At 67.4% G+C, this 21,314-nt stretch carries 26 protein-coding genes; 15 read left to right on the plus strand and 11 right to left on the minus strand.

Features of this window, described 5'->3' with window-relative positions:
- Window positions 1–25: 25 nt before the first annotated feature.
- A complete protein-coding gene (locus tag ACIG5A_RS06600; protein ID WP_397238440.1) occupies window positions 26–1,012 on the plus strand; it encodes a hypothetical protein in 987 nt (328 codons plus the stop codon).
- On the opposite strand, the gene ACIG5A_RS06605 is transcribed toward ACIG5A_RS06600, so the two are convergent.
- From ACIG5A_RS06605 to ACIG5A_RS06620, 4 genes are all read right to left on the minus strand, one after another.
- A complete protein-coding gene (locus ACIG5A_RS06605) occupies window positions 1,013–2,206 on the minus strand; it encodes a DUF418 domain-containing protein (protein WP_397238443.1) in 1,194 nt (397 codons plus the stop codon).
- Between the two features lie 100 nt (window positions 2,207–2,306).
- Window positions 2,307–3,068, minus strand: coding sequence for a hypothetical protein (locus ACIG5A_RS06610; RefSeq protein WP_397238445.1), 762 nt, complete (start codon window positions 3,066–3,068; stop codon window positions 2,307–2,309).
- Between the two features lie 121 nt (window positions 3,069–3,189).
- Complete coding sequence (locus ACIG5A_RS06615) at window positions 3,190–3,795, minus strand: HdeD family acid-resistance protein (RefSeq protein ID WP_397238447.1); 606 nt, start codon at window positions 3,793–3,795, stop codon at window positions 3,190–3,192.
- Window positions 3,796–4,060: 265 nt separating this feature from the next.
- The gene (locus tag ACIG5A_RS06620; RefSeq protein WP_397238449.1) at window positions 4,061–4,681 is read right to left on the minus strand and encodes a 1,4-alpha-glucan branching protein; all 621 of its coding nucleotides are present in this window, start codon (window positions 4,679–4,681) and stop codon (window positions 4,061–4,063) included.
- A gap of 108 nt (window positions 4,682–4,789) precedes the next feature.
- Here ACIG5A_RS06620 and ACIG5A_RS06625 point away from each other — a divergent pair, with 108 nt between their 5' ends.
- Complete coding sequence (locus ACIG5A_RS06625; RefSeq protein WP_397238451.1) at window positions 4,790–5,077, plus strand: hypothetical protein; 288 nt, start codon at window positions 4,790–4,792, stop codon at window positions 5,075–5,077.
- A gap of 54 nt (window positions 5,078–5,131) precedes the next feature.
- On the opposite strand, the gene ACIG5A_RS06630 is transcribed toward ACIG5A_RS06625, so the two are convergent.
- Complete coding sequence (locus ACIG5A_RS06630; RefSeq protein WP_397238453.1) at window positions 5,132–6,166, minus strand: fused (3R)-hydroxyacyl-ACP dehydratase subunits HadA/HadB; 1,035 nt, start codon at window positions 6,164–6,166, stop codon at window positions 5,132–5,134.
- A 134-nt stretch (window positions 6,167–6,300) separates the two neighbouring features.
- Here ACIG5A_RS06630 and ACIG5A_RS06635 point away from each other — a divergent pair, with 134 nt between their 5' ends.
- Both ACIG5A_RS06635 and ACIG5A_RS06640 read left to right on the plus strand, forming a co-directional pair.
- Window positions 6,301–7,119 (plus strand): metalloregulator ArsR/SmtB family transcription factor, encoded by an 819-nt coding sequence (locus ACIG5A_RS06635; RefSeq protein WP_397238455.1) that lies wholly within the window; start codon window positions 6,301–6,303, stop codon window positions 7,117–7,119.
- On the plus strand, window positions 7,116–7,703 hold the full coding sequence (locus ACIG5A_RS06640; protein WP_397238457.1) for a dihydrofolate reductase family protein: 588 nt from the start codon (window positions 7,116–7,118) through the stop codon (window positions 7,701–7,703). The genes ACIG5A_RS06635 and ACIG5A_RS06640 overlap by 4 nt, the downstream gene beginning before the upstream one ends.
- A gap of 384 nt (window positions 7,704–8,087) precedes the next feature.
- Here the strand turns inward: ACIG5A_RS06640 and ACIG5A_RS06645 are convergent, their stop codons facing one another.
- Together ACIG5A_RS06645 and ACIG5A_RS06650 are read right to left on the minus strand one after the other, a co-directional pair.
- Window positions 8,088–8,615, minus strand: a complete 528-nt coding sequence (locus ACIG5A_RS06645) for a DUF488 domain-containing protein (RefSeq protein ID WP_397238459.1) — start codon at window positions 8,613–8,615, stop codon at window positions 8,088–8,090.
- A complete protein-coding gene (locus tag ACIG5A_RS06650) occupies window positions 8,615–8,968 on the minus strand; it encodes a YybH family protein (RefSeq protein ID WP_397238461.1) in 354 nt (117 codons plus the stop codon). The genes ACIG5A_RS06645 and ACIG5A_RS06650 overlap by 1 nt, the downstream gene beginning before the upstream one ends.
- A gap of 62 nt (window positions 8,969–9,030) precedes the next feature.
- Between ACIG5A_RS06650 and ACIG5A_RS06655 the strand changes: the two genes are divergently transcribed.
- Together ACIG5A_RS06655 and ACIG5A_RS06660 are read left to right on the plus strand one after the other, a co-directional pair.
- Window positions 9,031–10,005: a helix-turn-helix transcriptional regulator gene (locus ACIG5A_RS06655; RefSeq protein ID WP_397238463.1), complete on the plus strand. Its 975-nt coding sequence runs from the start codon at window positions 9,031–9,033 to the stop codon at window positions 10,003–10,005.
- A gap of 52 nt (window positions 10,006–10,057) precedes the next feature.
- On the plus strand, window positions 10,058–11,749 hold the full coding sequence (locus ACIG5A_RS06660) for a hypothetical protein (protein WP_397238465.1): 1,692 nt from the start codon (window positions 10,058–10,060) through the stop codon (window positions 11,747–11,749).
- Here ACIG5A_RS06660 and ACIG5A_RS06665 read toward each other — a convergent pair.
- Entirely contained in the window at window positions 11,746–12,012 is a 267-nt protein-coding gene (locus tag ACIG5A_RS06665; protein ID WP_397238467.1) for a hypothetical protein, read from the minus strand. The genes ACIG5A_RS06660 and ACIG5A_RS06665 overlap by 4 nt on opposite strands.
- Before the next feature lie 56 nt (window positions 12,013–12,068).
- Between ACIG5A_RS06665 and ACIG5A_RS06670 the strand changes: the two genes are divergently transcribed.
- From ACIG5A_RS06670 to ACIG5A_RS06705, 8 genes are all read left to right on the plus strand, one after another.
- Window positions 12,069–12,296, plus strand: a complete 228-nt coding sequence (locus ACIG5A_RS06670; protein ID WP_397238469.1) for a hypothetical protein — start codon at window positions 12,069–12,071, stop codon at window positions 12,294–12,296.
- Window positions 12,296–12,835 (plus strand): RNA polymerase sigma factor, encoded by a 540-nt coding sequence (locus ACIG5A_RS06675; protein WP_397238471.1) that lies wholly within the window; start codon window positions 12,296–12,298, stop codon window positions 12,833–12,835. Before ACIG5A_RS06670 ends, ACIG5A_RS06675 begins: the two co-directional genes overlap by 1 nt.
- Window positions 12,832–13,974, plus strand: coding sequence for a hypothetical protein (locus tag ACIG5A_RS06680; protein WP_397238473.1), 1,143 nt, complete (start codon window positions 12,832–12,834; stop codon window positions 13,972–13,974). The genes ACIG5A_RS06675 and ACIG5A_RS06680 overlap by 4 nt, the downstream gene beginning before the upstream one ends.
- 722 nt (window positions 13,975–14,696) lie before the next feature.
- The gene (locus tag ACIG5A_RS06685; RefSeq protein WP_397238475.1) at window positions 14,697–15,125 is read left to right on the plus strand and encodes a hypothetical protein; all 429 of its coding nucleotides are present in this window, start codon (window positions 14,697–14,699) and stop codon (window positions 15,123–15,125) included.
- Between the two features lie 21 nt (window positions 15,126–15,146).
- Window positions 15,147–15,431 carry a hypothetical protein gene (locus ACIG5A_RS06690; protein WP_397238477.1) on the plus strand — a complete coding sequence of 95 codons (285 nt, stop codon included), beginning with the start codon at window positions 15,147–15,149 and terminating at the stop codon, window positions 15,429–15,431.
- Window positions 15,432–15,569: 138 nt separating this feature from the next.
- Window positions 15,570–15,827: a hypothetical protein gene (locus ACIG5A_RS06695; RefSeq protein WP_397238479.1), complete on the plus strand. Its 258-nt coding sequence runs from the start codon at window positions 15,570–15,572 to the stop codon at window positions 15,825–15,827.
- Between the two features lie 38 nt (window positions 15,828–15,865).
- Entirely contained in the window at window positions 15,866–16,183 is a 318-nt protein-coding gene (locus ACIG5A_RS06700) for a hypothetical protein (RefSeq protein ID WP_397238481.1), read from the plus strand.
- On the plus strand, window positions 16,180–16,593 hold the full coding sequence (locus ACIG5A_RS06705; RefSeq protein WP_397238483.1) for a hypothetical protein: 414 nt from the start codon (window positions 16,180–16,182) through the stop codon (window positions 16,591–16,593). Before ACIG5A_RS06700 ends, ACIG5A_RS06705 begins: the two co-directional genes overlap by 4 nt.
- 99 nt (window positions 16,594–16,692) lie before the next feature.
- On the opposite strand, the gene ACIG5A_RS06710 is transcribed toward ACIG5A_RS06705, so the two are convergent.
- Both ACIG5A_RS06710 and ACIG5A_RS06715 read right to left on the minus strand, forming a co-directional pair.
- Window positions 16,693–17,622 carry a hypothetical protein gene (locus tag ACIG5A_RS06710; protein WP_397238485.1) on the minus strand — a complete coding sequence of 310 codons (930 nt, stop codon included), beginning with the start codon at window positions 17,620–17,622 and terminating at the stop codon, window positions 16,693–16,695.
- Between the two features lie 485 nt (window positions 17,623–18,107).
- A complete protein-coding gene (locus ACIG5A_RS06715) occupies window positions 18,108–19,331 on the minus strand; it encodes a CynX/NimT family MFS transporter (RefSeq protein WP_397238487.1) in 1,224 nt (407 codons plus the stop codon).
- A 112-nt stretch (window positions 19,332–19,443) separates the two neighbouring features.
- On the opposite strand from ACIG5A_RS06715, the gene ACIG5A_RS06720 reads away from it, so the two are divergent.
- Complete coding sequence (locus ACIG5A_RS06720; protein WP_397238489.1) at window positions 19,444–20,277, plus strand: helix-turn-helix transcriptional regulator; 834 nt, start codon at window positions 19,444–19,446, stop codon at window positions 20,275–20,277.
- Between the two features lie 88 nt (window positions 20,278–20,365).
- Here the strand turns inward: ACIG5A_RS06720 and arsM are convergent, their stop codons facing one another.
- A complete protein-coding gene (gene arsM / locus ACIG5A_RS06725) occupies window positions 20,366–21,178 on the minus strand; it encodes an arsenite methyltransferase (RefSeq protein ID WP_397238491.1) in 813 nt (270 codons plus the stop codon).
- Window positions 21,179–21,314: the final 136 nt, after the last annotated feature.

Raw genomic sequence — 21,314 nt, forward strand, 5'->3', positions numbered from 1 at the left:
GCGTGACAAATCGTAGGGTGGTGGGATGGGTGCGGAGATGATGTTCGGGCTGTATGTCGCGAGTCAGGTGGGAACGAGTATCGGTACGGCGCAGGACGATCCGGCGGCGATCGAGCGGCTGGTCGACGAATTGCGTGGCGGGAAGCCGCTTGTGGTGCGCGAGTACGTGCACTACCTCGGCGCGACGCCGGAGCCCGAGCGCCTCGCGGTCGTCGATCCGGAGCGCGAGCTGCGGGCGCTCACCATGCCCGATGCGTGGTACACCAGCGAGGGTAGGCAGCTCGATCTCGTGCTGTGCTACCTGCCCGCCGCCGCCGATATCCCGGGCTGGCTGGCATTCATCGATCGGGTGCTCGAGCGCTACGGGCCGATCGTGCGCTATCTGCAGATCACGCTGGAACCGAACTTCCCGATCCCGTGGATCGATGGCAGCTCGCCCGGCGTGCTCGACGCGCTCACCCAGGGGATGGCGCACGCTCGCGCGCGGCTCGACGAACTCGGCCACACCGCAATCGAACTCGGCTTCTCGGTGGCCGAACCGCCGGAATGGCTCGGCGGCGATTCGGCATTCTGGCAGCACCTGGCGGGGGTGCCCGGATTCGCCGATCTCGTCGACTACGTCGGGCTCGGGCTGTACCCCGACGCGTTCTCGCCGGTCGCGCCGCCGGGCGAGCCGGGCAATATCGTCGACCTCACCGCGCACGCGCTTCGCCACCTGCGCGAAAACAGTCTCCCCGCAGCACATCTCGGCAACGTGCCGATCCACATCGCCGAAAACGGCAGCCCGGCCGGACCGGAGCGCACGCCAGAGCGCCAGGCCGCCAGCCTGGACCAGATGATCCGGACGATCATCGACCTCGCTCCGAAGTACCAGATCACCCACTACGAACTGGTCGGCCTGCGCGATGCCGACTCCAGCGCACCAGAACCCACCGCCCAGCTCGGCCTCACCACCGACACCTACGCCCCGAAGCCCGCGTTCCACACCTATCGCGCCCTCATCACGCGATGATCATGAATTCTCGCGCCGCCAGGCGGGGATGGCGAGGTACGTGGCGGAGCGGAGTACCCATTCGACGGGGCCGTATTGATGGGTGCGCAGCCACCGGCGGCTCAGGACGAGCTGTGCGGCGTAGGTGACGAGTGCGATCGCGATGACCGCGGCCGGGGGCACCTTGTCGGCGAGGGCGAAGCCGTATCCGGTGTAGATCACCATCAACACCACCGACTGGGCGATGTAGTTCGACGCGGCCATACGGCCCGCGGGGGCCAGCCAGGCCACCAGCCGTGCGGTGTTCGCCCGCTGGCCGAGCATGATGATCCCTGCCATGTAGGCGAAGGTCATCAGCGGGTTGATCAGCTCCTGCAGGCCGTACCAGAACCAGGGCGGGCGCCAGCCGGTCGCCGCACCGAGGTAGGTGACCGCCGAGATCGGCAGGCCGACCGCCAGTCCACCGATGAGCACGCGAGGCGCCCACTGCCGCAACGCCTCCCGGTCCTCGAGCAAGCCGCGCTTCCCCGCGGCCATCCCCAGGAGGAACAATCCGAGGCTGGTCACGCTCTGGGTGAACCAGATGAGGATCAGGAACACCGGAGCGGTCCGCAACTGGATAGCGAACGTATCGGCGAAACCGCCGGTATAGCCCGCGTGGATTTCGCCGAAGTCGAGGATGCCGACCAGGCCGGTGAGTCCCGCGCCGTCACCGAGGAACGCCCAGCCCGACCACACCACGTACAGCACCGCGCCGACGATCACCGCGGTACGCGGCCGCAGCTTGCGCAGCAGGATCAGGATCAGGCACAACCCGGCGTACAGGGTGAGAATGTCGCCGATCCACAGGAGGAACACATGCGCGAGGCCGATCGCCAGCAGCGCCGCGCATCGGCGCATCAGCCGCCGGTTGGCCGAGACGCCCGCGCGTTCGGCCGCGGCGATCTGCAAGGTGAACGAGTAGCCGAACAGGAACGCGAACAGCAGATAGAACCGTCCGGCGAACAACGCGTCGACCACCGCGGTCACCGCGTGGTCGGCGGCACCGTCGAAGGTCGGCCGCGGCGCGTCCTCGGCGCCGCCGAAGGACCAGAGGGAGGTGGCGACGACGACATTGGTGATGAGGATGCCGAACAGCGCGAACCCGCGCAGCGCGTCGACCTCCGCGATCCGCCGCACGGAAGCCGGTGCGGCGCGCACGATTTCGCCGGACATACCGGAAATGCTTCCAGCCGCCGCCGGTCACGGCGTCCCTCCGCTGACCGATTTCCCCCGAGACCCCGGCCGCGACCTGCGGTGTATTGACATACGCCGCTCAGACGAGGTCCGCGACCTCCAGGTAGATCTGGCGGTCGATGGCGACCTCGACCAGGAATCCTTCCTCACCGCTGAACGGTGCGGTGGCGTTGAACGCCGCGACCGCGATCTCGCCGACCCGCAACCGATTACCGCTGAACTCGCGCTGGCCGAGGATGATCGGCTGCGCGTGCGGGAAGCCCAACCGCGCCGCGTCGTCGCGCAGCGGAATCCCCGCCAGATCGGCGACAGTGCCGGGAATCAGGCGCGCCGAGACGATCTGATCGAAGCTGGGCCGCCGCGCGATCCGGTGCGCGAGATACAACCGCCCCGGCCGCCCGAAGCACAGATGGGTCAACACCTCACCGGGCCTGACCGGATCGAGTTCGGCGAAATACACCACCGAGCGCACGGTGGCCCGCACATCCCTGGCGATCGGGATGCCGCCGCGCTCCGGTCGCCCGCGCACCAGGGTGCCGTCGAATTCGGTGCGCGGACGGTCGCCGCGCGGATCGAGTTCGGCCAGCGGGAAGCCGACCGGCTCGAAGGTGTGCACGCCGTCATAGCCGATGCGCCGATCCGTGCCGAGTGCCCGCTGACCGCGCTCGTCGAGTTCGATCGAGAGCAGGATCTGAAAGTTGTCGGGCGCTTGGAAACTCGCGCGGTGCGAAAGATAGCAGTCGATGCCGGTCCCGAAGACCGTCATGCCGTGCGTGCCGACCGCGACGCCGGTCTCGGTCGCGCAGGCCCGCCTGCGCCGATGAATGTCGACCCCGTACATAGGAGGCTCCTTCCCTCCGTTCCTCCCCTTCGAAACCCAGCATGCTCCTGTTTCGAAGGGGAGCCCCGAGTGTCGCGCTACTCGTTTCGTGTCGCCGGACTACCTGGTCATCAGACCAGGGCTAGCGGGTACCGGCTGCGGGCCAGCGGATCCGGGCCGAGCCTGGCAGGTGAATGCCGTCCTGCCGCACCGAGGCGACCGTGAGCAGCTCCGTCGCACCGAGCGCGATCGTGGTCAAGCCGACGACGACACCGAGCAGGGTGAGCGAGTTGATCTCGACGAGGATGATGGCGACACCGACCACCAGCGTGCACAGCCCGAACAGTTCCTGCCTCCCCGCCTCGGGCAGATCGTCGGTCCACACCGCGACCGTCGCCTGGGTGATACCGCGGAACACCCAGCCCAGTCCGATCCACACCTCGAGCAGCAGTATCGAGTTGTTGCCGTTGAGGCACAGCACGCCGAGCGTCACCGAGACCATGCCGCTGAAGAACGCCATCACGCGCAGGGCGGGCGCGATGCGCGCGGTCAAACCGAGGACCATCTGCAGCGCGCCGCTCAGCACCAGCGATAGCCCGATCAGCAGTTGCGCGATCGCGATGGTCTTGTCCGGCCACACCGCGATCACCACGCCGAGGACCACGGAGCAGATCCCGGCCAGCAGAACCGTCTGCCGAACCCCGCGGCCCAGCACATGCACACGCTCGCCATCCTCGTTTGCGGGCATGGCATCCATGATATGGCCGCACCCCATGGTTAGCGGATTGTTTGCCTGTGATCTGTCCCGGTCGCCGAGCCCCTGCCGGTCGGCGACCGCCACGACCGCGCGATCCAGCCGGGTGCGCAGCGCTGCGGGAGTGTCGTATTGCTGCGCCGCGAGCCGAACGATGACCGGCGGCCTGCTCTCGGGCGCAACCACCGCTCACCGCAGCAGATAGTGCCCGGTCATTGCCGACCTCAGCGGCGGGGAGTCGCGCTCAGCGCAGTGACGCTCAGACGTCGACCGTGACGAATACGCTGCGGGTCACGGTGTCGGCGAGACGCCATGGGGCGGTGACCGATCCGGCGACGGGGCGCTCGTCGACCGGCAGCAGCGCGCGATTGATGTGCACCACACGTCTGTCCGATTCGCCGATCGTCACGGTGACGATGGTGTCCGAGGCGGTGTCCTCGGCCGAGAGCGCGTCGAATTCTGTTGGCAGGAGGGTGATGTCGGCGATGCTCACCTCGACGGAGGTGTCGGGCGCATCGCTGGTGTTCTGGTCTTGCGGCTGCGCCGCACCGGCCAGCAGCGCGATCAGCTGACCGACCACGACCGGGTCACGCGTGCCGTCGTAGATCCAGCGTGTGCCGAGCACGCCGTGTTCGGAGGTGCCGATCAACGCGTCCGCCGCGCCGTCGAGCGGCGCGCCTCGATACCCGAACGGCACCAGGTACCCGACCGGCCGCTCCCCCGCGTTGTCGGTGATCACCATGAGCTCGATACCGACCGCACCCGCCGGGTCGTCCAGCCGGAATCCGCCCGCCTTCCGCAGCACCGGCGCGCCGTCGCCGCGATACCAGGACCGTGTCGGCAACCAGGCGGTCAGCAACTCCTGTTTCGTGGGAACCATTGTGGTCTGGTGAATTTCGGCCACCCGAGAACCTCCTGCCTGCGCCGACCTCAGCGAGTCTAATCGCGGTCGGCGCCGACCGGCGCCCACCGGCTATGGTCTGACCGCATGGCCGTCTCCTTCCGCCCCCTCCGCAGCCTGGCGATCATCCTCGCTGTGGCCGTGGCGCTTCCGATGCTCGCGACCCTGGTCTTCGCGTCCGGCCGCCACCCCGAATGCGCGACCATCCCGGGAGATGTGGGCCCCTGCGGATACTGGGCCCGCGTGGCCGAATACGGTCCGTTCATCATGCTCTGGGGTACGGCCGTCACCGCGGGCCTCGGCGCAGCGGTCTGGCTGGTCGTCACCGCCGCCCTCGGCCTCTACGCAGCCCTACGCCCCCGCCGCAAGCAGTAGCACCGTCCGGCGCACCGACCTTCGCGAGGTTCGCCCCCGATGCGATCACCGAGGTCACGCAAGGCGGACATCCGCGGTGGCGAGCCCGAACACCTTGCGCCCAGCGGACTTCGCCACGATGACGACCACCGCGCTCCTACCCTCGGGATCAACCGATTTGACCCGCCCGGTGAACTCGACGCTTCCGGTGGCGGCGGCTTCGATGACCGTGTAGTTCGACAACCGCACGCCGTACCTGATCAGCGCGCCCGGATCACCGAGCCACCCGGTGACGAATCCGGCGCCGAGCCCCATGGTGAGCATGCCGTGCGCGATCACATCCGGAAGCCCCGCGAGCGCGGCGACCTCCGCATGCCAGTGGATCGGGTTCGCGTCCCCGGAGACCCCGGCATAATTCACCAGATCTCCGCGCGTCAGGCGAGCGGTGCGAGCGGGCAGCTCGTCACCGACGGCGATGTCCTCGAATCGGAGCGCGGTACGTGGCGCACGCGCGCGTGCGATCGACGAAAGATGCACGGCAGCAACTGAATCCGTATCATCCGCGGGCGCGCTGGTGGCCGGCGTTGTCGCGTCGAGTCCACTCATGATCACGCGCTCGACCATGTCGCCGATATCGGCGTCGACGTCGTCGCCCGTGATACCGACCACGGTGGTGTGCATGATCTGCACGACCGCGCCGCTCCGGTCGCTGAAGGTATTGGTAATCGTGAGCAGATCCTTGCCCGCGACCCGGCGCACCGCGGACAGCTCGACATCGCTGACCAGCCGATCGCCGGTGCGCACCGGCTGGTACATCTCGAAGACCTGATCGGTCTGCACGAACATGTCGTAACCGGACATCACGGTCCCGAGCAGCCTGCGGTTGGCCAGCATCGCGACGGTCGAGAGGAAGGTGGTCGGCGCGATCAGGCCGGTGTACCCGAGCTCCTCGGCGGCGCCCTCACTCCAGTGCGCCGGGTGGAAGTCCTGCACCGCTCGCGCGTACTCGCGGATCTTCTCCCGTCCCACCTCGTAGAAGTCGTCCACGCGATAGCGATGCCCCACCAGGTCGGCCACATCGAACGCCGCTTCCACCGAGCCCTCCTCCATCCGGATTTCTTCCGCACTCGAAAACTGCCTCGGCAGAACCGAATTCACGAGTGAAACCCCACCCTCTCACATCGCGCGAGGGTCGGCAGAAGTATTCCTTGACAGGAATATTCTCTGTAGTGAATACTTTGGGCATGGAAGGGATCGCATCAGCACTCGGGGACGGGGCGCGGTGGCGCATTGTCGAGTTGCTCGCCGAGCGGCCACGGTCGGTGGGTGAGCTGGCCGAGTTGACCGGATTGCGGCAGCCGCAGACCACCAAACATCTGCAGACGTTGGCGCGGGCCGGGCTCGTGACGGTGTTTCCGCTCGGGCAGCGTCGCGTGTACGCGGTCGACGCGGAGCCGTTGTCGGCGCTGGAGCGCCGACTTCGGGAGTTGGTCGAGACGATCGAGGCGCATGCCGGTGAGCGTGCCGTCGTCGCGCGCTACCGTGCCGCGATCGAGGCGGAATCCGTTGTCGCGGACCGGGAACGGTGGGCCGACGGGCGGGCGTTCTCGTTCGAGCGAGTGCTGGCCGTGCCGCGGGATCTCGCCTGGCGATACTGGGTCGACGCCGACCTGCTCGCGTCGTGGCTGGCCCCGACGCCGATGACGGTGACCGCGTGCGTCATCGAACCGAAACGCGGTGGCCGTGCCGTGCTCGACTATCGCGACGCCGAGGGGCAGCAGTACCGCTCCGAAGGACGAGTCCACACCGCGAAGGCGCCCGGGCACCTCGTATTCGACCTTTCGGTGCTCGACACGGCGGGCGCGATCTCGTTCACCGGCCACTACGACCTGACCTTGACCGCGGTCCCGGAGGGGACGCGGCTGCACCTCGATCTGACCATCACCGAAACGACCGTCGACGCCGTCCCCTATATCGCCGGCATCGAAACCGGCTGGGGCCAGGTCCTCGACAACCTCACCGACATCGCACGACACAACACAGAGAAGGAAGCACAGTCATGACACGCACCGTCACCGCCAACATCGCCCTCACCCTCGACGGGCGCTACCACGGCCCCGGCGGGCCGGCCGACCTGGGCGCGATCGTCCGCTACGCGAGCACCGAGATCGCCCGCAACCACATGAACCGCATCTGGGAACACGCGACAACGGCGGTACTCGGCCGCGGCAGCGCCGAAGGCTTCCTCGGCTATTGGTCGACCGTCGCCACCGACGACAACGCCGACCCGCGCGACCGCGGCTACGCGAAGTGGCTGCTCGACACCGAAAAGGTAGTCCTGTCACGGACTTCGAACGAACTGCCGTGGGCCGGCACCCGCGTCGTGAACGCCTCCCCCGCCGATATCGTCACCGAGCTGAAGGTCACCGGCGAAGGCGAGATCCTGGTCAACACCAGCCCGAGCGTCATCAAACCGCTCCTCGCCGCGAACCTCATCGACCGGCTGTATCTGCTGATCACCCCCGAGATCGCCGGCGGCGGCCAGCGCCTGTTCGAGGACGGCCTGCCCAACACGACTTGGCAACTCACCCACCAGGAACGCGGCGAACTCGGCGAGATCGCCGCCGTCTACGACCGCACCCGCTGAACCGCGGTGATCTAGATCCTCGTTGAGGTTGACCTCGGGTCAGGGGGCAGGCTCGTCGCAGCGGCACGACGCCGGCACGGAGAGAACAGATTTCGAGGAGCAACCATGGCCGAATCAAGCGCGCCGCCGAGGCGCCGGCCTGGCCGCCCGACGACCCCAGCGTCGAGGAGCTCGCCACCGCCATGGCCGACCACTACCTCGCCAACCCGGCCCACCTGGAAGTCGTGACCGCCCTGCAAGCCCGCACCGACACCGCGACCAGATACACCCTGATCGCCCATCACGGCGAACAGCAGGCCACAACGCGTGCGGCCACGCTTTTCGAGCACAAGCTCCGCTCCGCCGGAGTACGTATCCCCAGACCGAACTGCCCCCGCCCCCGCTTCAGCGCGGACGCAGGTTCGTCACCGGCAGACCGTGTTCGGCGTGCAGGCGCGCCGCGACGAGGGAGCGGTGGCATGCCTCCGCATCGCCTTCGACACAGAAGAGGGCGACCGTCGCATCGCCCGGAAGTTCGGCAACGAGCGCGCCGAAGTCGAACGGAGCGAGGATCTCTCGGGTGTAGCGGTCGGTATACGCGGGCGCCAGCGCGACGCGGTTGCGTTTGCCGACACCCTGCCGGTCGTCCTCGCGGTATTGGAGTTGGCGCAGTTCGGTCGTCGGCGCCAGCCCCTTCACGTGCCGGTAACCGATGTCGGCCATGGCCAGCGCACGTTGCAGGCGTACCGAATTCGCCCACGAGTAGTCCGGGCCGCGCACGCCGCGGCGCTGGCGCAGGTCGAGCAGCAGCGCGACGCCCTCGCCGGTGAGCCGCTCGAGGAAGGACTCGGCGGTGAAACCGTAGACGCCGATGGTCGCGATGCGCCGCCGGGCGGCGGCGGGCTCGGTCGTGCCTGCCCGCCGCCGTCCCACTACGGCTCGAGTACCGGCTGGTCGACGGCCCACAGCCACGATTCGTCCGGCTGGCGGCGGGCGATCTCGACGGTGATCTCGCCGGTGGTCAGTGTCGACGCGGTCAGCGCCAAGTCGCTGCTCGCCAGCACCGGATGCTGCCTGCCGGGCATGAGCACCGGCGCGGCCGCGACGAACTGCTCGTATACCTTGCGGATCTCCGCATGCCCGGTCGCGATGTTGCCCGGCGGGAACGCCAGCACGGCGTCCGGCTCGTACAACGCCACCAGCCCGTCGACGTCGCCCGCATTGGCGCGCTCGATGAAGAACTTGCCCAGGTCGTTGGGGTCGGTGGCCACTTGCTCGTTTGTCATGCCGGTAAGCCTGCCAACTAATCACGACATCTTGTGTCGTGTATTCCGGTACAGTTTTCCGCATGCGCGCCGACCGGTTGGTCTCGCTGGTACTGCTGTTGCGCAGGCACGGTCGGCTGTCCGCGCCCGAACTGGCCCGCGAGCTGGAGGTATCCACCCGCACGGTGCTGCGCGATATCGAGGCGCTGTCCACCGCGGGCGTCCCGGTCTACGCCGAACGCGGCAGGCACGGCGGTTTCGCCTTGCTGCCCGGATTCCGGACCGAGCTCACCGGACTGAATCACGACGAGGCTCTCGCCCTGCTCGTCGCCGGATCACGGCGCGGCGCACAGGCTTTCGGCCTCGGCTCGGCGCTCACCTCGGCCATGCGCAAGATGGTCGACGCGCTACCCGAGGGCCACCGAGCCACCGCCACCGGCGCGGCCCAGCGACTACTCATCGACCCGGAGACCGATCTGCTCGCCCGACGGGTGGTCGCCGACGAGGCGCCCGACTCCGTGGTGGCCGAGGTGCGTCGCGCGGTGTTCGCCGGGCGCAAACTGCGCATCCACTACGCGGCCGTGGACCAGAACCCGAAGTGGCGCACCGTCGACCCGATCGGCCTGGTCACCGTCCGCGACCAGGTCTATCTGCTGGCGACGAGGTCCGGCGCCGACCGCACCTACCGGCTGTCGCGGATCCTGGCCGCCGAGCAACTCCCCGAACCCGCACAGCGACCCGACCGGGTCGACCTGGACCGTGCCTGGCAGGAACGCAGCGCCCGATTTCGCACCGGCGGCGACCAAGTCACCGTGCTGCTGCGGCTGCACCCGGCCCAGCGCGAGGAACTGCTGCGCACCGCGCTCGCCGTCCTCGTCGAAGAGCCCGACGCGGACGGCTGGCTACGGCTCGAGGCGACGTTCCAAGACGCACGGCACGCCGAATGGGCGCTGTGGCAGTTCGCGATGAATGCCGAAGCCCTTGCCCCACAGTGGTTACGCGACTCATTGCGCGACCGCGCCACCGCGCTCGTCACCCGCTACGCGGCGTCGTCCTGACAGTCGTCGCCTGCCGCGGGCCGCCGCCGACACGCGCTGCTAGGTTGCGGCAGTGGAGACGACAGGCCTGGACAGGTTGCGGACATTGCTGGCCGGACACTCGCTGAGCCCCGACGGGTGGTGGCGCCTCGACAAGGGTGAGGTGGCAGCGTTGCTCGATGACGTGCGGGAACAGGCCGCTGCCGAAGATCCGATTGTGCGACAACAGATCTGGGACGGCCTGGAACGGGTTGTCGACGAACGGCATCGAGACGACCTCCTCGCCCTCGTGATCACGCGGTTCGACGCCGAACAATTCCGGAGAGTGCTCACCGACACCGATCCGCGGATCCGCCGCCGATTATGGCGGCCGCGCACGGTCCGCGGCCGGTTCACCGACGTCGTGCTACAACTGCTGGCGGATGACGATTTCGATTACGCCTGGCCGGACTGCATCGAATTGCTGCGCGAGCCAGCACCGTTCGACGATCTCGTGCTCGCCCTCGCGGCAGGGCCGGAAGCTGGTTTGCGCGAACGGCTCTGGGTCGCGCTCGGACTCCCGCCCGACACCCGGGCGCCGGAGTTGTCGGCTGCGACGCTCGTCTCGTGCACCTTCTGCCCTGGCGACGATGACGACGTCGCCATCCACGAGTGCCGGCATCTGCCCATCGTCGTGACACTGCTGGGGAGTTCGCGCGACGAGATCCGCCAGGACGCGATGGAGTCACTGCTGGTGTTCGGGCTCGGCGCGGTCGATACGTTGCGATCGATACCTCGAGCGCATCGGAAGGTGCGGGGCGGCGCACTGACCATGCTGGCCGAATTCGGCTGGCACCTGCTGCCTCCCCGCGACCTGCGGACGCTGGAGCGGTTGATCCGCGTCAAACAGCGCGCCGAGGTACCCGAACCGCTGGATTTCGCGTGCTTTTCCGGATCGTGGTACGCGCTGCCGACCACCGATCAGCATGCCGTCCTGGACGCACTCGACCTCTGCGACCCTGTTCCCGCGACCCTGCGAATGGGCTTCGCCCCCTTGCGATTCACGCCATGGCAGCGTCGGCACCCCATGCGAATGTACCTCGACACCTGGGCACGCCTGCACGGCTTCGACGACTGGAACGCCGAGGCCACCGTGCGGGCCTACAACCAGGACTACTACCACCAGGTGTTCGTCACTCCGGCACTCGACGGCTGGACGCTGGTGTTCCACAAGGACAAAGCGCTGCCCGCCGCATTGGACACACCTCCCGAACAGCGGCGGCTCGACATGTACCTGCGCATGGCGGAACTGAGCCTACGGTTCGGCACCGCACAGTGGTTCGAACAACTACCCGACAGCTACGCACCGGAAGCGTCCTGGAGCCAATGGTGTCTCGCACAGGACGGTGACATCCGCATGCACTGCGTATCCTCCGGCACCGTCCGAATCCACCGATCCGACGAAATCGCCCCCACCGCACCGCTCGACCAACTGCACGCCTGGCTGCAAACCAACGGAATACGCGCCACACCCGCGGACGACGCTCGCATCCAGGCATACGTGGCCATGCTGCGCGAGCACCCCCGCCACCTGCCCGACGACGAAGACGACCTCGACTCGGCAACCCCAATCCAAGACCTCGTCTTCGGCGCCCGAGCCGCATCCCGCCAACTCTCCGTCGACCTCGAAACCCTCGGCCCCCACACCCGCATCCACGGCACGGGTGTACTCGCCGTACCCACACACCTCCGCCACCGCCCCCGCCGCGGCGCACTACCGATCTAGTGAGCTGGTTCTGAGATCGAGTGTCGGTCAGTGGCGGTGGCATAGAGCATCGACCACAGCATCCGATCCTCCAGGGGCTGGCGCTTGTCGCCGACGAGCCGGTCGATCGCCTCCCGGGACCGCACCCGCAGCCCGCCAACGGGTTTGGGCTGGTGCTCGCGGCCGAGGACAGCAGCCGGGTCGGTAATCCAGGTCTGCTCGGCGAAGTAGTTCGAGAACCCGCGCGTAGCGAGCGGAGAACCTTTTTGATCTCCCGAGTGCACGATCTGCCCCCAAATTCCCTCTACCCAGCAACGAACAGCACAAGGAGGGGAGCCGGATGAATCCGACCCTTATCGGCCTGGCAGCAGGCATCGCGGGAAACGCATCATTGGTGGCCCTGGGCCTGCGGCTTCGATGGAAGGCTATGCGGCACAGGGAACATCGAATGCAGATGGTCGAGCTCGTACAGGCGTTGCCCGACCACAGCTGCGCCGAGTCGCAGGACGGCCCCGGAGGCCTGCACACCCGCGTGACCGTGGGCAAGCGGCGTGTGGAGCGTGACTGATGACCGAGGAATACGACCAGACGGGCCTGCGAGCCCCACTGTCCCCCAACCTCGAACAGCATCTGGAGCAGCAGTTCAGCGCCTTCTATCGCACGAACATCTCTAACCTGGTGGGGTTCCTGGTGACGCAGGGCGCGCGCTTCGCGGACGCCGCCGATATCGCCCAGGACACGATGACTCAGCTCTGGCAATCGTGGTCCAAGGTCGACTCGCCCATGGCCTGGGCCCGAGTCGTGGCCGGCCGTGAGTTCGTTCGGCGCTATGCCGCGCTCGAGCCGGACCGCATCGACGAAGCCGAGCACTCAGCGCTGCTGGGTTGCTCCACCGATGTCGAGGACTGGCTCCAATCCACTGCGTACCAGGAAGCGCTCACCGCATTGCCGCCACGACAGCGGCAGATCCTGGTCTGGACGATGGAGGGCTACAAACCCGCCGAGATCGCCCGTGAACTGCAACTCAATGCCGCCACAGTGCGGTCGAACCTACGAAAAGCTCGATGCGCCGTGGCGCTATCCCTGGCAAAGGGGGCACAGCAATGACCGACTTCCTGCACGACCCTTCGGCGGTGATCCACTGGCTGGGCACCCACCGTGATCAGTTCTACGCCGAACTCGTCGAACACCTCGACATCGAGGCCGGCCTGGAAGAAGTGTTGCTCGCCGAACGCCACCGCAGCCTCATCGAAGAAGTCCACGACAAGCTCGACATCGAGGCCGGCCTCGCCGCCATCCTGCCGACACCACTCCTTCCCCTTCCCGACGCCGCGCAGCAGCCACACGCACCCGGCACGCTGGAATGGGCATCGGATGAACTGGCGCGCATGCCCCTGCCGATCCGGTTGGCGCTGCGCGGCGACTACGCCGCCAAATGTGGGTTCGCCGCGCGAGAAGTCACCACGCTGCTCAGCCAGCCAACGATCGAACTGGACCAGCTCGAAACACTCGTCATCCATGTCCAAACTCTGCTGCCCGGATCGGCCGCAGCACGGTGGCGCATCGCTACCGACGAGGAGATCCGTGCCGACGACGGTCTGTCCAAGGACCAGAAGCACGCACTACTTCGCGCTCTCAAAGACGAAGGCAGGCAGGCGTTTCTCGATGCACATGCCATCTACGAAGTGCTCGACGGCGTCCGGAAAGCTGTTTCCGACATCACAGACAACATCGAGGACGAGACGCCGCAGCACGGGGTGGACAACGTCATCGGCTTCGGTTCTCGGAAGGCGGGCGAGAGCACCGAACTAGAAGTCGTCCCGGTCACCGACTTCGCGGCGATCTCGTCCATGCATCGATGGACGGGCGCGGTCGCTGACTATGTGCGTGATTCCTTCCGCTCGATATTCCAAGGGATGTCTACTCATCACAGGAACCAGGTTCCCGATGTGTCGATGGATGACAACCTGTCGATCGACTGGGCCCCCTACCTCGCCGAGCCGCTGAATCAGCTGGCCAGCTATCTGGTCTGCCTCGAACAGATGCTCAACGACTTCATCGGTGCTGACCTGCGGAAAGTCGATCTCGCGGGCGTGCCGCTCGAAGGGCTGCGGTGGTCGGAGCAGACCACTCAATGGCCCGATCTCTGGCGCGAACAGATCAGGCAGGACTCCGTCCGTATCGACGACGACGTGTACGAAATCCATTACGGGACCCACACACGAGGCCGCAACACGATGGTCTGACAGAACTACGACGACGCCAGTGGCGCGAACAATCAGCTGAGCCGCACGATGCGCGCGATCAACACCCGGGTCGGCCGCCGTCGAGCGTGAGCGGTTCGGCGACGGCGTGGTTGTCCCTGCTCGAGAATGGTCTGACGGTACAACCAAACCGCCTGCCGAGCCTGGAGCGGGAGTTTCGTGCAGGCGGTTTGTTGCCCATGGGCGACAAACTCACCGTTCGGAAATCGATCGTTTTCGAACGGGGCGACAGGGACGATCATTGGACACCTTGTAGTGGGCTTTCCCGCTGTTCGCCATAGTTTCGTCGTAGTTCTCTGGACACGAATTGCGAAGCGCCACTGAAAAACTCATGGATTTCTCCTGAGTTCAGGGCAGGATGCGGATGCGATCCCCGCTATGGACAGGGGGATCAAACGACTGTTCCTGGTCCTTGGAGGAGGTTTCGTGCCTGATTCGCTGCACTCGTTCGGCGGCGCGCCTGAGTCACCCCGTTCGCGGTGGACGTGGCCTGCGGTGACCTTGACGTGTGTGCTGGTGGTCGCTGGTTTGCACACCGATTCAGTGCTGATCGCGCGCGGGATGGCACCAGCGGTCGCGACGGTGATCACGCTGGCCGTGGTCGCCGGGATCGTGGCCAGTGTTGCGCCCGGCGCCGGCGGTTCCGCCGTGCCCCGCCTGGTCCGAGCAATAAGCACTTTCGCTGACAAGAGAGAACAAGGGTGATGGGCATCAAACTCATCGACGATTCCGGCACGGAGCATCCGGTCGTCGCTCGAACGGAAGATGAGTTCCTCGCCCTGCTGCGCACCATCCGGGCGTGGTCGGGGCACACAGGCGGTCAGATCGCCGCCTTCGGCGGGCTTCCTCGCAGTACGGTCTATTGGCTCGTCTCGCCGCGAAACACCAGCCTGCCCCGTAGGCGCGAGCAGGTCGTCGCCTTCCTGCGCGGCTGTAGGGTCAGTGACCGCCTCTTTGAAAAAGTGCTCGACATCTGGGCGAGCTTGGCTCGCTATCCCAACTGCGACCAATGCGATTGGCCGTCTTTGTGCGAGACAACCTTGGAGATCGCGAAGGAAAACCAGGCCCTGAGACGAGAAAACGCCGAGCTTCGTGCCCGGCTCAGCCCGCGCAGTGGTGCACCAATGTCGTAGGGCATCCGTACCGATGGGCGCATGACCGACATCGCCCCTCTCGCTGCGTCCACACGGGCGGCGTTCGGCGACCCGGGCGTGCACGCCGTCGTCCGGGCCGGGCGCACGGTGCACGCGGTCAGCCTCGGGCAGTGGATCGGCGAGGAGCAGGTACCGGAGCTGCTGTGCCATACCGGTGTCGCCGGATGGTCCCCTACTGCGCTCGCGCCGACTCGCGCTGCGGTCACCTGCGCACGATGCCTACGCCGGATCGGCGGGCAAAGCTCTGCTGCGCAACAACTTCCGCTGTTCACCACCGATCGCTGACGGCCTGGGTAATCCTGCCGACGGTGCAGCTCGAGGCGCGAATCCCTCGACGACCCACGCCCAGGGTTCTACTACCACAACAATTCTCGGCACCCGGCCGTGTCGGTACCCCGGCGCACCATGACGTCATGAGTACCCATGACGTCAGGCGCTGGCCATCTGCTGGTTGACCGACGACGAGCGCGCTGCCCTGCTCGCGAAAGCCGCAAACCCGCAAGGCTGATCAATCGACTCCATCGCGAGGGGCAAGGTGCGTTCGCGCCCAGGCGCACACTTCCCCGGATCCGGCTCTCGACTCGGGTCTTCGACAACCGGCCGGTGCGGCCCACCTACCCGCTGTTGACGTTCTGTGTGGTCATCGTGGCGATCGTGGTCGTGCTGGCGATTCTGCTGTGACACTTCACCACCGAGGCCATACCGGTTAGGATTCCGGTATGGCGAAGACGCGGAAGGTTACCGTCACCGTGCCCGAGGATGTCGCGGCGACCTTGGAGCAGTGGCGAGCGGCCGGGCGCATCAAGTCCGTGAGCGAGTACGTGGCCAGCCAGGTCCAGGCCGGGATGGACCGCGCGACGTCGCTGCGCATGGCAGAGACCGTTCACGGTGGCGCGGCCGGCCCGAAGCGCCCACCACTGGACGCCATCAACCGCGGCCGAGCGCTACAAGGACTCCCACCATTGACCGAGGCCGAAGCCGACGCGATCAGCGCGGAGGCCTGGGCGACCGCGCCGGGCCACTCCGGCGCCGCGTGAGCGATATTCCCGCGGTGTCGGGGATCGTGTTCGACACCGCCGCGGTGCTGGGCTGGAGCCACAATCACCCGTACCCGCAAGGTATCTACTGGTCGTTCGTGGAACACGGTGGCACCGTGATCATCCCGGCCGCAGTGCTGGCCGCGGCCGAGTCCCTCGATCGTGATCGTGATGCGCTGGCCGCGCTGCTGGACGCCCCGCACACCGTGGTGCCGGTGCTGGACCGGTCCGCCGCCGCCGAGCTGGGGGCGCTGCTGCGCGTACGTGGCCACCAGACCGACGCGGACACGCTGATCAGCGCAGCACACGCGGTCGCCGAAGCGACAGCTCGTGGCTGGTACGTGCTCACCGACCGCGCCGAGCTGCTGGTCGCGCTCGATCCTGAACTACTGTTCGACACTTTGCCCTGACCTGACCAGCGCACGTCATCGTCCGAGGACCGACGGAGCTCGGGACGCCAGCCGTAATTACCGAAGGCATCCTTCCCTGGTAATCCCATGCAGATAGCGCTAGGGGCGGGCTGGACTCTTGCGTGCGTCCGCGAGGAGTTCGTCGAGTTGGTGTTCGGCGCGGGCGGCGCGGGCGAGGGTTTGGGCGCGGGCTTCGTCGAGTGCTTCGATGCGTTGGGCGGATTCGGCTCGGGCCTTGTCGATGGCGGCGGCGGATTCGGCGCGGGCGGCGGCGAGGTCGGCGGCGGCGGTACGGCGGGTTTCGGCGAGTTCGGTGCGGGTTGTCTCCAATTCGGTGCGCGCCCTTCGCCATTCCTCGCGTGCCTCGGTGGCGGCTTCGATGCGTTCGAGCGCGGCCTGTTCCGCGCGTTCGGTGACGCGCTCGGCGTCGGCGGCGCGCTGGATGGCGAGATCGCGTTCGGATTGCACCGCCGAGACCTGCGCGGCGGCCTCCCGCTTGGCGTGGGCGATCTCCTGGGCGGCCCGGCGCTCGGCCTGCTCGATCCGGGTGGCGGCCTCCGCACGGATCCGCTCGATCTCTTCGGCGGCCTCGCGGCGCGCGGTGCGCACCTCGGCCTCGGCTTCGCTGCGCGCGGCGAACACATCGTCCGCGGCGCGCTTGCTGACCAGCTGGATCTCGCGCAGTGCGTCGTCGCGGGCGGTATTCGCCGCGGCGACCAGGCTTTCCGCGTGCTCGGCGGCGCTCGCGGCATCGTCGGCGGCGGATTCGGCGAGTGCGCGGGCCTCCTCCGCTTCGCGGCGCGACTGCTCGGCGGCGACGGTGGCGACCTCGGCCTCCGCGATCCGCCGCGCCGCATCCGCCTGCACCGCCTGGACCTGCGCCTCGGCCACCGACGGGTCCGCCAGGGTGGACAGCTCGGCGACCGCGGCGTTCACCGTATTGCTCAATTGCTCGGCCAGTCCACGGAACTGAGTAAGCAGCTCATCCGCGCGCAGCCGAGCGACGGTAGCCGGACCCTGTGGCGTCACAGTGACGGAAGCGGCGGGCCCCTCTGAGTCCTGTTGCTGCCGTTGACGTTCGCGCCACGCCCGCCATCGCGTGTGGTCCGGATGATCACAATATTCCGACGGCCGCCCCGGCCCACCGCCGCGAGGAATCGGACGGACACACCCCGGGTAGTTGCATACGTTGGACACCCGGAAATCGTAGCGTCACTTACGTCATTTCCAACGTATTCACACGAAACGAAACCCGTGTCACCCCAGAGGAACCCATCACCCCACCACTCGAGTCTGACCCCCGATAAGTGAACATTATCGGCGGTCAGACTCTGCTGATCGATCGAATCTCGTTGGCGTTATTTCGTTTACGTTTGGTTGCAGCTGACGAAACGAAACCGCTACGAAAGCCTTCGAAAACTAGGCTCCCCTGTACGCCCGTCCCAGTTCTCGCCCCTCAGGGGGATACCGGCCCGATACCCGGCGCATCCGAAACATGGAGCAGCGCACGATGATCAACGCCCGGGCGCCGGGACCTTCTCCGATGCCGGCGAAGGCACACGACCGAACGCCGGGCGCACCGTGCCCCGGCCCGCCACCATCGCGACGACTGTCTGACCTGCCGCGGCGACACACAGCAGCAGAATCGGTGCCCGCCAACCCGAACTGACACCGTGCAGCAGCCCGAAGATCACCGGTCCGATCGCGGCGAGCAGGTAGCCGATCGATTGGGCCATCGCCGACAGCGCACTCGCCACGGCCGCGTCCTGGGCGCGCAGGCTGAGAAAAGCCAACGCCAGCACCAGGCAAGCGCCACCGCCCGCTCCGAGAACTACGCTCCACAGCAACGCCCATCCCGGCGCCATCAACAGGCCGACATAGCCGAAGAGCAGGACCGCCGAGCCGATGGCCGCCAGCGCACGCTGGTCAGGCGCTCGTCGCAGCAAGGCAGGTACCGCCAGGCTTGTCCCCACCGCGACCGCTTGGAACACGAACAGCAGCCATCCCGCCGTGGCGGCACCAACTCCGTTGTCCTGGAACACCTGCGGCAACCACGTGACGACGACATAGAAGCCCAGCGACTGCAACCCCATGAACGCCGTGACCGCCCACGCAAGGGGCGATCCCCACGGAAGCCGGTGCCGGTGAATCGGTCCCGCGGCGGACCGTGGACCCCGCATCCGCGGCACCCACAGCACCATGGCCACCAGCGCGAGAACGACCCAGCACCCCAGTGCGGTGTACCAACCACCGGGCGCGACATCAGCGATCGGTACCGCCACCCCCGAGGCCACGGCGGCAACGCCGCCCATCACCGTGGCGTACGCACTCGTCAGTAGCCCAACCCTGTCCGGGAAATCGCGCTTGATCAGGCTCGGCAAGAGCACGTTGCCCACGGCGATCCCCGCGCCGATGAGCACGGTCCCCGTGAACAGGCCGAGTGCGCCCGGCAGCCACCGAACCGCGATCCCCAGCGTCAGGACGACAAGCGCACCCCCGAGCAGTCTCTCGGAACCCCATCGCGCCGCCTGGCGCGGAACCATCGGCGACAGGATCGCGAAACCCAACAGCGGCACCGTGTTCAGCAGGCCGACTACCGCCGGAGCCAGATGCAAATCCGCCTGTATCCGATCCAGCAACGGCCCGACACCGGTCAAACTCGCCCGTAGGTTCGCGGCGACTACCAGCAATCCCCACACCAGCAGCGCGTGCCCGGAATGCACTCTCGACTTCTCCATGCCACTCACGATCGGGCCGCGCGACGCGGGTAGCCAGACCATGCTCAGGCTGGCCCCCGAAAGGCCACCCTGAGCCCTCCTCGATCAGCGGGCAGCGCCGTAGGCTCGCGCTATGGGAACGCCGTTGGGAAATTTCATCCGCGCCAAACGCGACAGCATCCAACCGGAATCCCTCGGCCTGCCGCACCGCGACCGCCGCCGATCACCGGGGCTGCGCCGGCAGGATCTCGCCGTGTCGGCCGGCATCAGCGTCGAATACCTCACTCGCATAGAGCAAGGTCGCGATCGCAATCCCTCACCGGTGATGGTCGACGCACTCGCCGATGCGCTGCGCCTGGACCCCTCCGAACGCACCCATCTGCGCTATCTCGCGAAGATCACCGGCGATGTCTGTTCCCCACGGTTCCGGCCCACACCACCGCCGCGTCAGGTGCGCGCGGCGGTGCGCAAGACTCTCGACCTCCTCGAGCCGGGCATCGCCATCGTGACCAACCGGCTCGGCGACGTCCTCGCGCACACCAGCGGCTTCGAAACACTCACTGCCGGAACCGGACTGTTCGACACCACCCCACCGAACCTGACCCGCTATGTGTTCACCGATCCCCGCGCCAGGACCTTCTTCGCCGACTGGGACGACATCGCGGACGAGCACGCGTTCGACCTGTGGCTCGCGCCCTCGGTCGAGAACCTCGAGTGGTTCACCGCCGAACTCACCCCGATCGCGGGCCCCGACTTCACCGGCCGCCTGAACCATCACGTGGTGCCGCGCCGAGGGCTGCTTCGGCTCCATCACCCGGCCGGGCACGAGCTTCGGCTCGAACGCCAATCGCTCGAACTCCTCACCGACGCACAGCAACTCGTGGTCTTCCACCCCGCGGACGAGCAAACGACGGCGGCCATCGACGACCTCCGCCGACCTCGCGGCCAGCTCAGGTCCATCTCGTAACGACGGCCGCACCCACACCCGCGCCGAAGCCCGGCCCGGCCGACGCTGCTGAGCCGCGCGCGGCGACCGGAGCCGAGCTCGAACCCGGCTACTGCGCCGAGCAGCAATCACCGGCGCAGCAACCGCGCTCGACGGCGGGTTTGACGGCTTTCACGACGGCCGAGTGCATCCCGTCGGCGACCGCGTGGGTCGCGGTGATCTCTATCTCGCCGAACCCGGCCGCTTCCAGGCGGTTTCGATATTCGGAGAACGACAGCGCACCCGCTATGCAGCCGACGTAATCCCCGCGCTCGCCCCGCTGCGCCGGGGTCAGCGCGTCGTCGGCGACCACGTCGGCGATCCCGATCCGCCCGCCGGGCACCAGCACCCGCGCCATCTCGGCGAACACCGCGGGTTTGTCGGTCGACAAGTTGATCACACAGTTGGAGATCACCACGTCGACACTGTTGCCGGGCAGCGGAATCGATTCGATCGTGCCCTTCAGGAACTCGACATTGGTGATGCCTGCTTCGGCGGCGTTGTCCCGGGCGAGCGAGAGCATCTCGTCGGTCATGTCGACGCCGAACGCCTTGCCGGACGCGCCGACCCGGCGCGCGGACAGCAGTACGTCGATCCCGCCGCCCGAGCCGAGATCCAGCACCGTCTCTCCCTCGCGCAGGTCGGCGACCGCGGTCGGATTTCCGCACCCCAGCGACGCGGCCACCGCCTGGATCGGCAGCGCGTCCCGGTCGGCGGATCCGTACAGGCTCGCGCCGAAACCCTCCTCGATCTTCACCGCTCCGGTCGCACCGCAGTCGCTGCCGCAACAATCCTCGGCCACCCCGCCCCCGGCGACGACGGTCGCGGCGGCCGCATAGCGCGCCCGCACGGTCTCCCGCAGCTCGAGATTCTGCTCTGACATGGGAATCACTCCCTCTCGAAACACCCGAAACCGGAGGGTGATACTCCGTTGACCGGGTTGTATTGATGACTATCGATGCAAGTGTGGCGCGCTGAATAGATATCTGTCAATATTGACGTGTGTCGAAACAAGGGCT

This window comes from Nocardia sp. NPDC052566 (assembly GCF_044547285.1).
Taxonomy (GTDB): domain Bacteria; phylum Actinomycetota; class Actinomycetes; order Mycobacteriales; family Mycobacteriaceae; genus Nocardia.

What these genes read in the sequence shown, in the direction of transcription:
- ACIG5A_RS06675 (WP_397238471.1), top strand. Translation starts at nt 12,296, where the DNA reads ATGACCGAGGAATACGACCAGACGGGCCTGCGAGCCCCACTGTCCCCC.
- ACIG5A_RS06685 (WP_397238475.1), top strand. Translation starts at nt 14,697, where the DNA reads ATGGGCATCAAACTCATCGACGATTCCGGCACGGAGCATCCGGTCGTC.
- ACIG5A_RS06615 (WP_397238447.1), bottom strand. Translation starts at nt 3,795, where the DNA reads ATGCCCGCAAACGAGGATGGCGAGCGTGTGCATGTGCTGGGCCGCGGG.
- ACIG5A_RS06600 (WP_397238440.1), top strand. Translation starts at nt 26, where the DNA reads ATGGGTGCGGAGATGATGTTCGGGCTGTATGTCGCGAGTCAGGTGGGA.
- ACIG5A_RS06610 (WP_397238445.1), bottom strand. Translation starts at nt 3,068, where the DNA reads ATGTACGGGGTCGACATTCATCGGCGCAGGCGGGCCTGCGCGACCGAG.
- ACIG5A_RS06620 (WP_397238449.1), bottom strand. Translation starts at nt 4,681, where the DNA reads ATGGTTCCCACGAAACAGGAGTTGCTGACCGCCTGGTTGCCGACACGG.
- ACIG5A_RS06690 (WP_397238477.1), top strand. Translation starts at nt 15,147, where the DNA reads ATGACCGACATCGCCCCTCTCGCTGCGTCCACACGGGCGGCGTTCGGC.
- ACIG5A_RS06680 (WP_397238473.1), top strand. Translation starts at nt 12,832, where the DNA reads ATGACCGACTTCCTGCACGACCCTTCGGCGGTGATCCACTGGCTGGGC.
- arsM (WP_397238491.1), bottom strand. Translation starts at nt 21,178, where the DNA reads ATGTCAGAGCAGAATCTCGAGCTGCGGGAGACCGTGCGGGCGCGCTAT.
- ACIG5A_RS06630 (WP_397238453.1), bottom strand. Translation starts at nt 6,166, where the DNA reads ATGGAGGAGGGCTCGGTGGAAGCGGCGTTCGATGTGGCCGACCTGGTG.
- ACIG5A_RS06655 (WP_397238463.1), top strand. Translation starts at nt 9,031, where the DNA reads ATGCGCGCCGACCGGTTGGTCTCGCTGGTACTGCTGTTGCGCAGGCAC.
- ACIG5A_RS06700 (WP_397238481.1), top strand. Translation starts at nt 15,866, where the DNA reads ATGGCGAAGACGCGGAAGGTTACCGTCACCGTGCCCGAGGATGTCGCG.
- ACIG5A_RS06640 (WP_397238457.1), top strand. Translation starts at nt 7,116, where the DNA reads ATGACACGCACCGTCACCGCCAACATCGCCCTCACCCTCGACGGGCGC.
- ACIG5A_RS06625 (WP_397238451.1), top strand. Translation starts at nt 4,790, where the DNA reads ATGGCCGTCTCCTTCCGCCCCCTCCGCAGCCTGGCGATCATCCTCGCT.
- ACIG5A_RS06635 (WP_397238455.1), top strand. Translation starts at nt 6,301, where the DNA reads ATGGAAGGGATCGCATCAGCACTCGGGGACGGGGCGCGGTGGCGCATT.
- ACIG5A_RS06695 (WP_397238479.1), top strand. Translation starts at nt 15,570, where the DNA reads ATGACGTCAGGCGCTGGCCATCTGCTGGTTGACCGACGACGAGCGCGC.
- ACIG5A_RS06650 (WP_397238461.1), bottom strand. Translation starts at nt 8,968, where the DNA reads ATGACAAACGAGCAAGTGGCCACCGACCCCAACGACCTGGGCAAGTTC.
- ACIG5A_RS06605 (WP_397238443.1), bottom strand. Translation starts at nt 2,206, where the DNA reads ATGTCCGGCGAAATCGTGCGCGCCGCACCGGCTTCCGTGCGGCGGATC.
- ACIG5A_RS06715 (WP_397238487.1), bottom strand. Translation starts at nt 19,331, where the DNA reads ATGGAGAAGTCGAGAGTGCATTCCGGGCACGCGCTGCTGGTGTGGGGA.
- ACIG5A_RS06670 (WP_397238469.1), top strand. Translation starts at nt 12,069, where the DNA reads ATGAATCCGACCCTTATCGGCCTGGCAGCAGGCATCGCGGGAAACGCA.
- ACIG5A_RS06720 (WP_397238489.1), top strand. Translation starts at nt 19,444, where the DNA reads ATGGGAACGCCGTTGGGAAATTTCATCCGCGCCAAACGCGACAGCATC.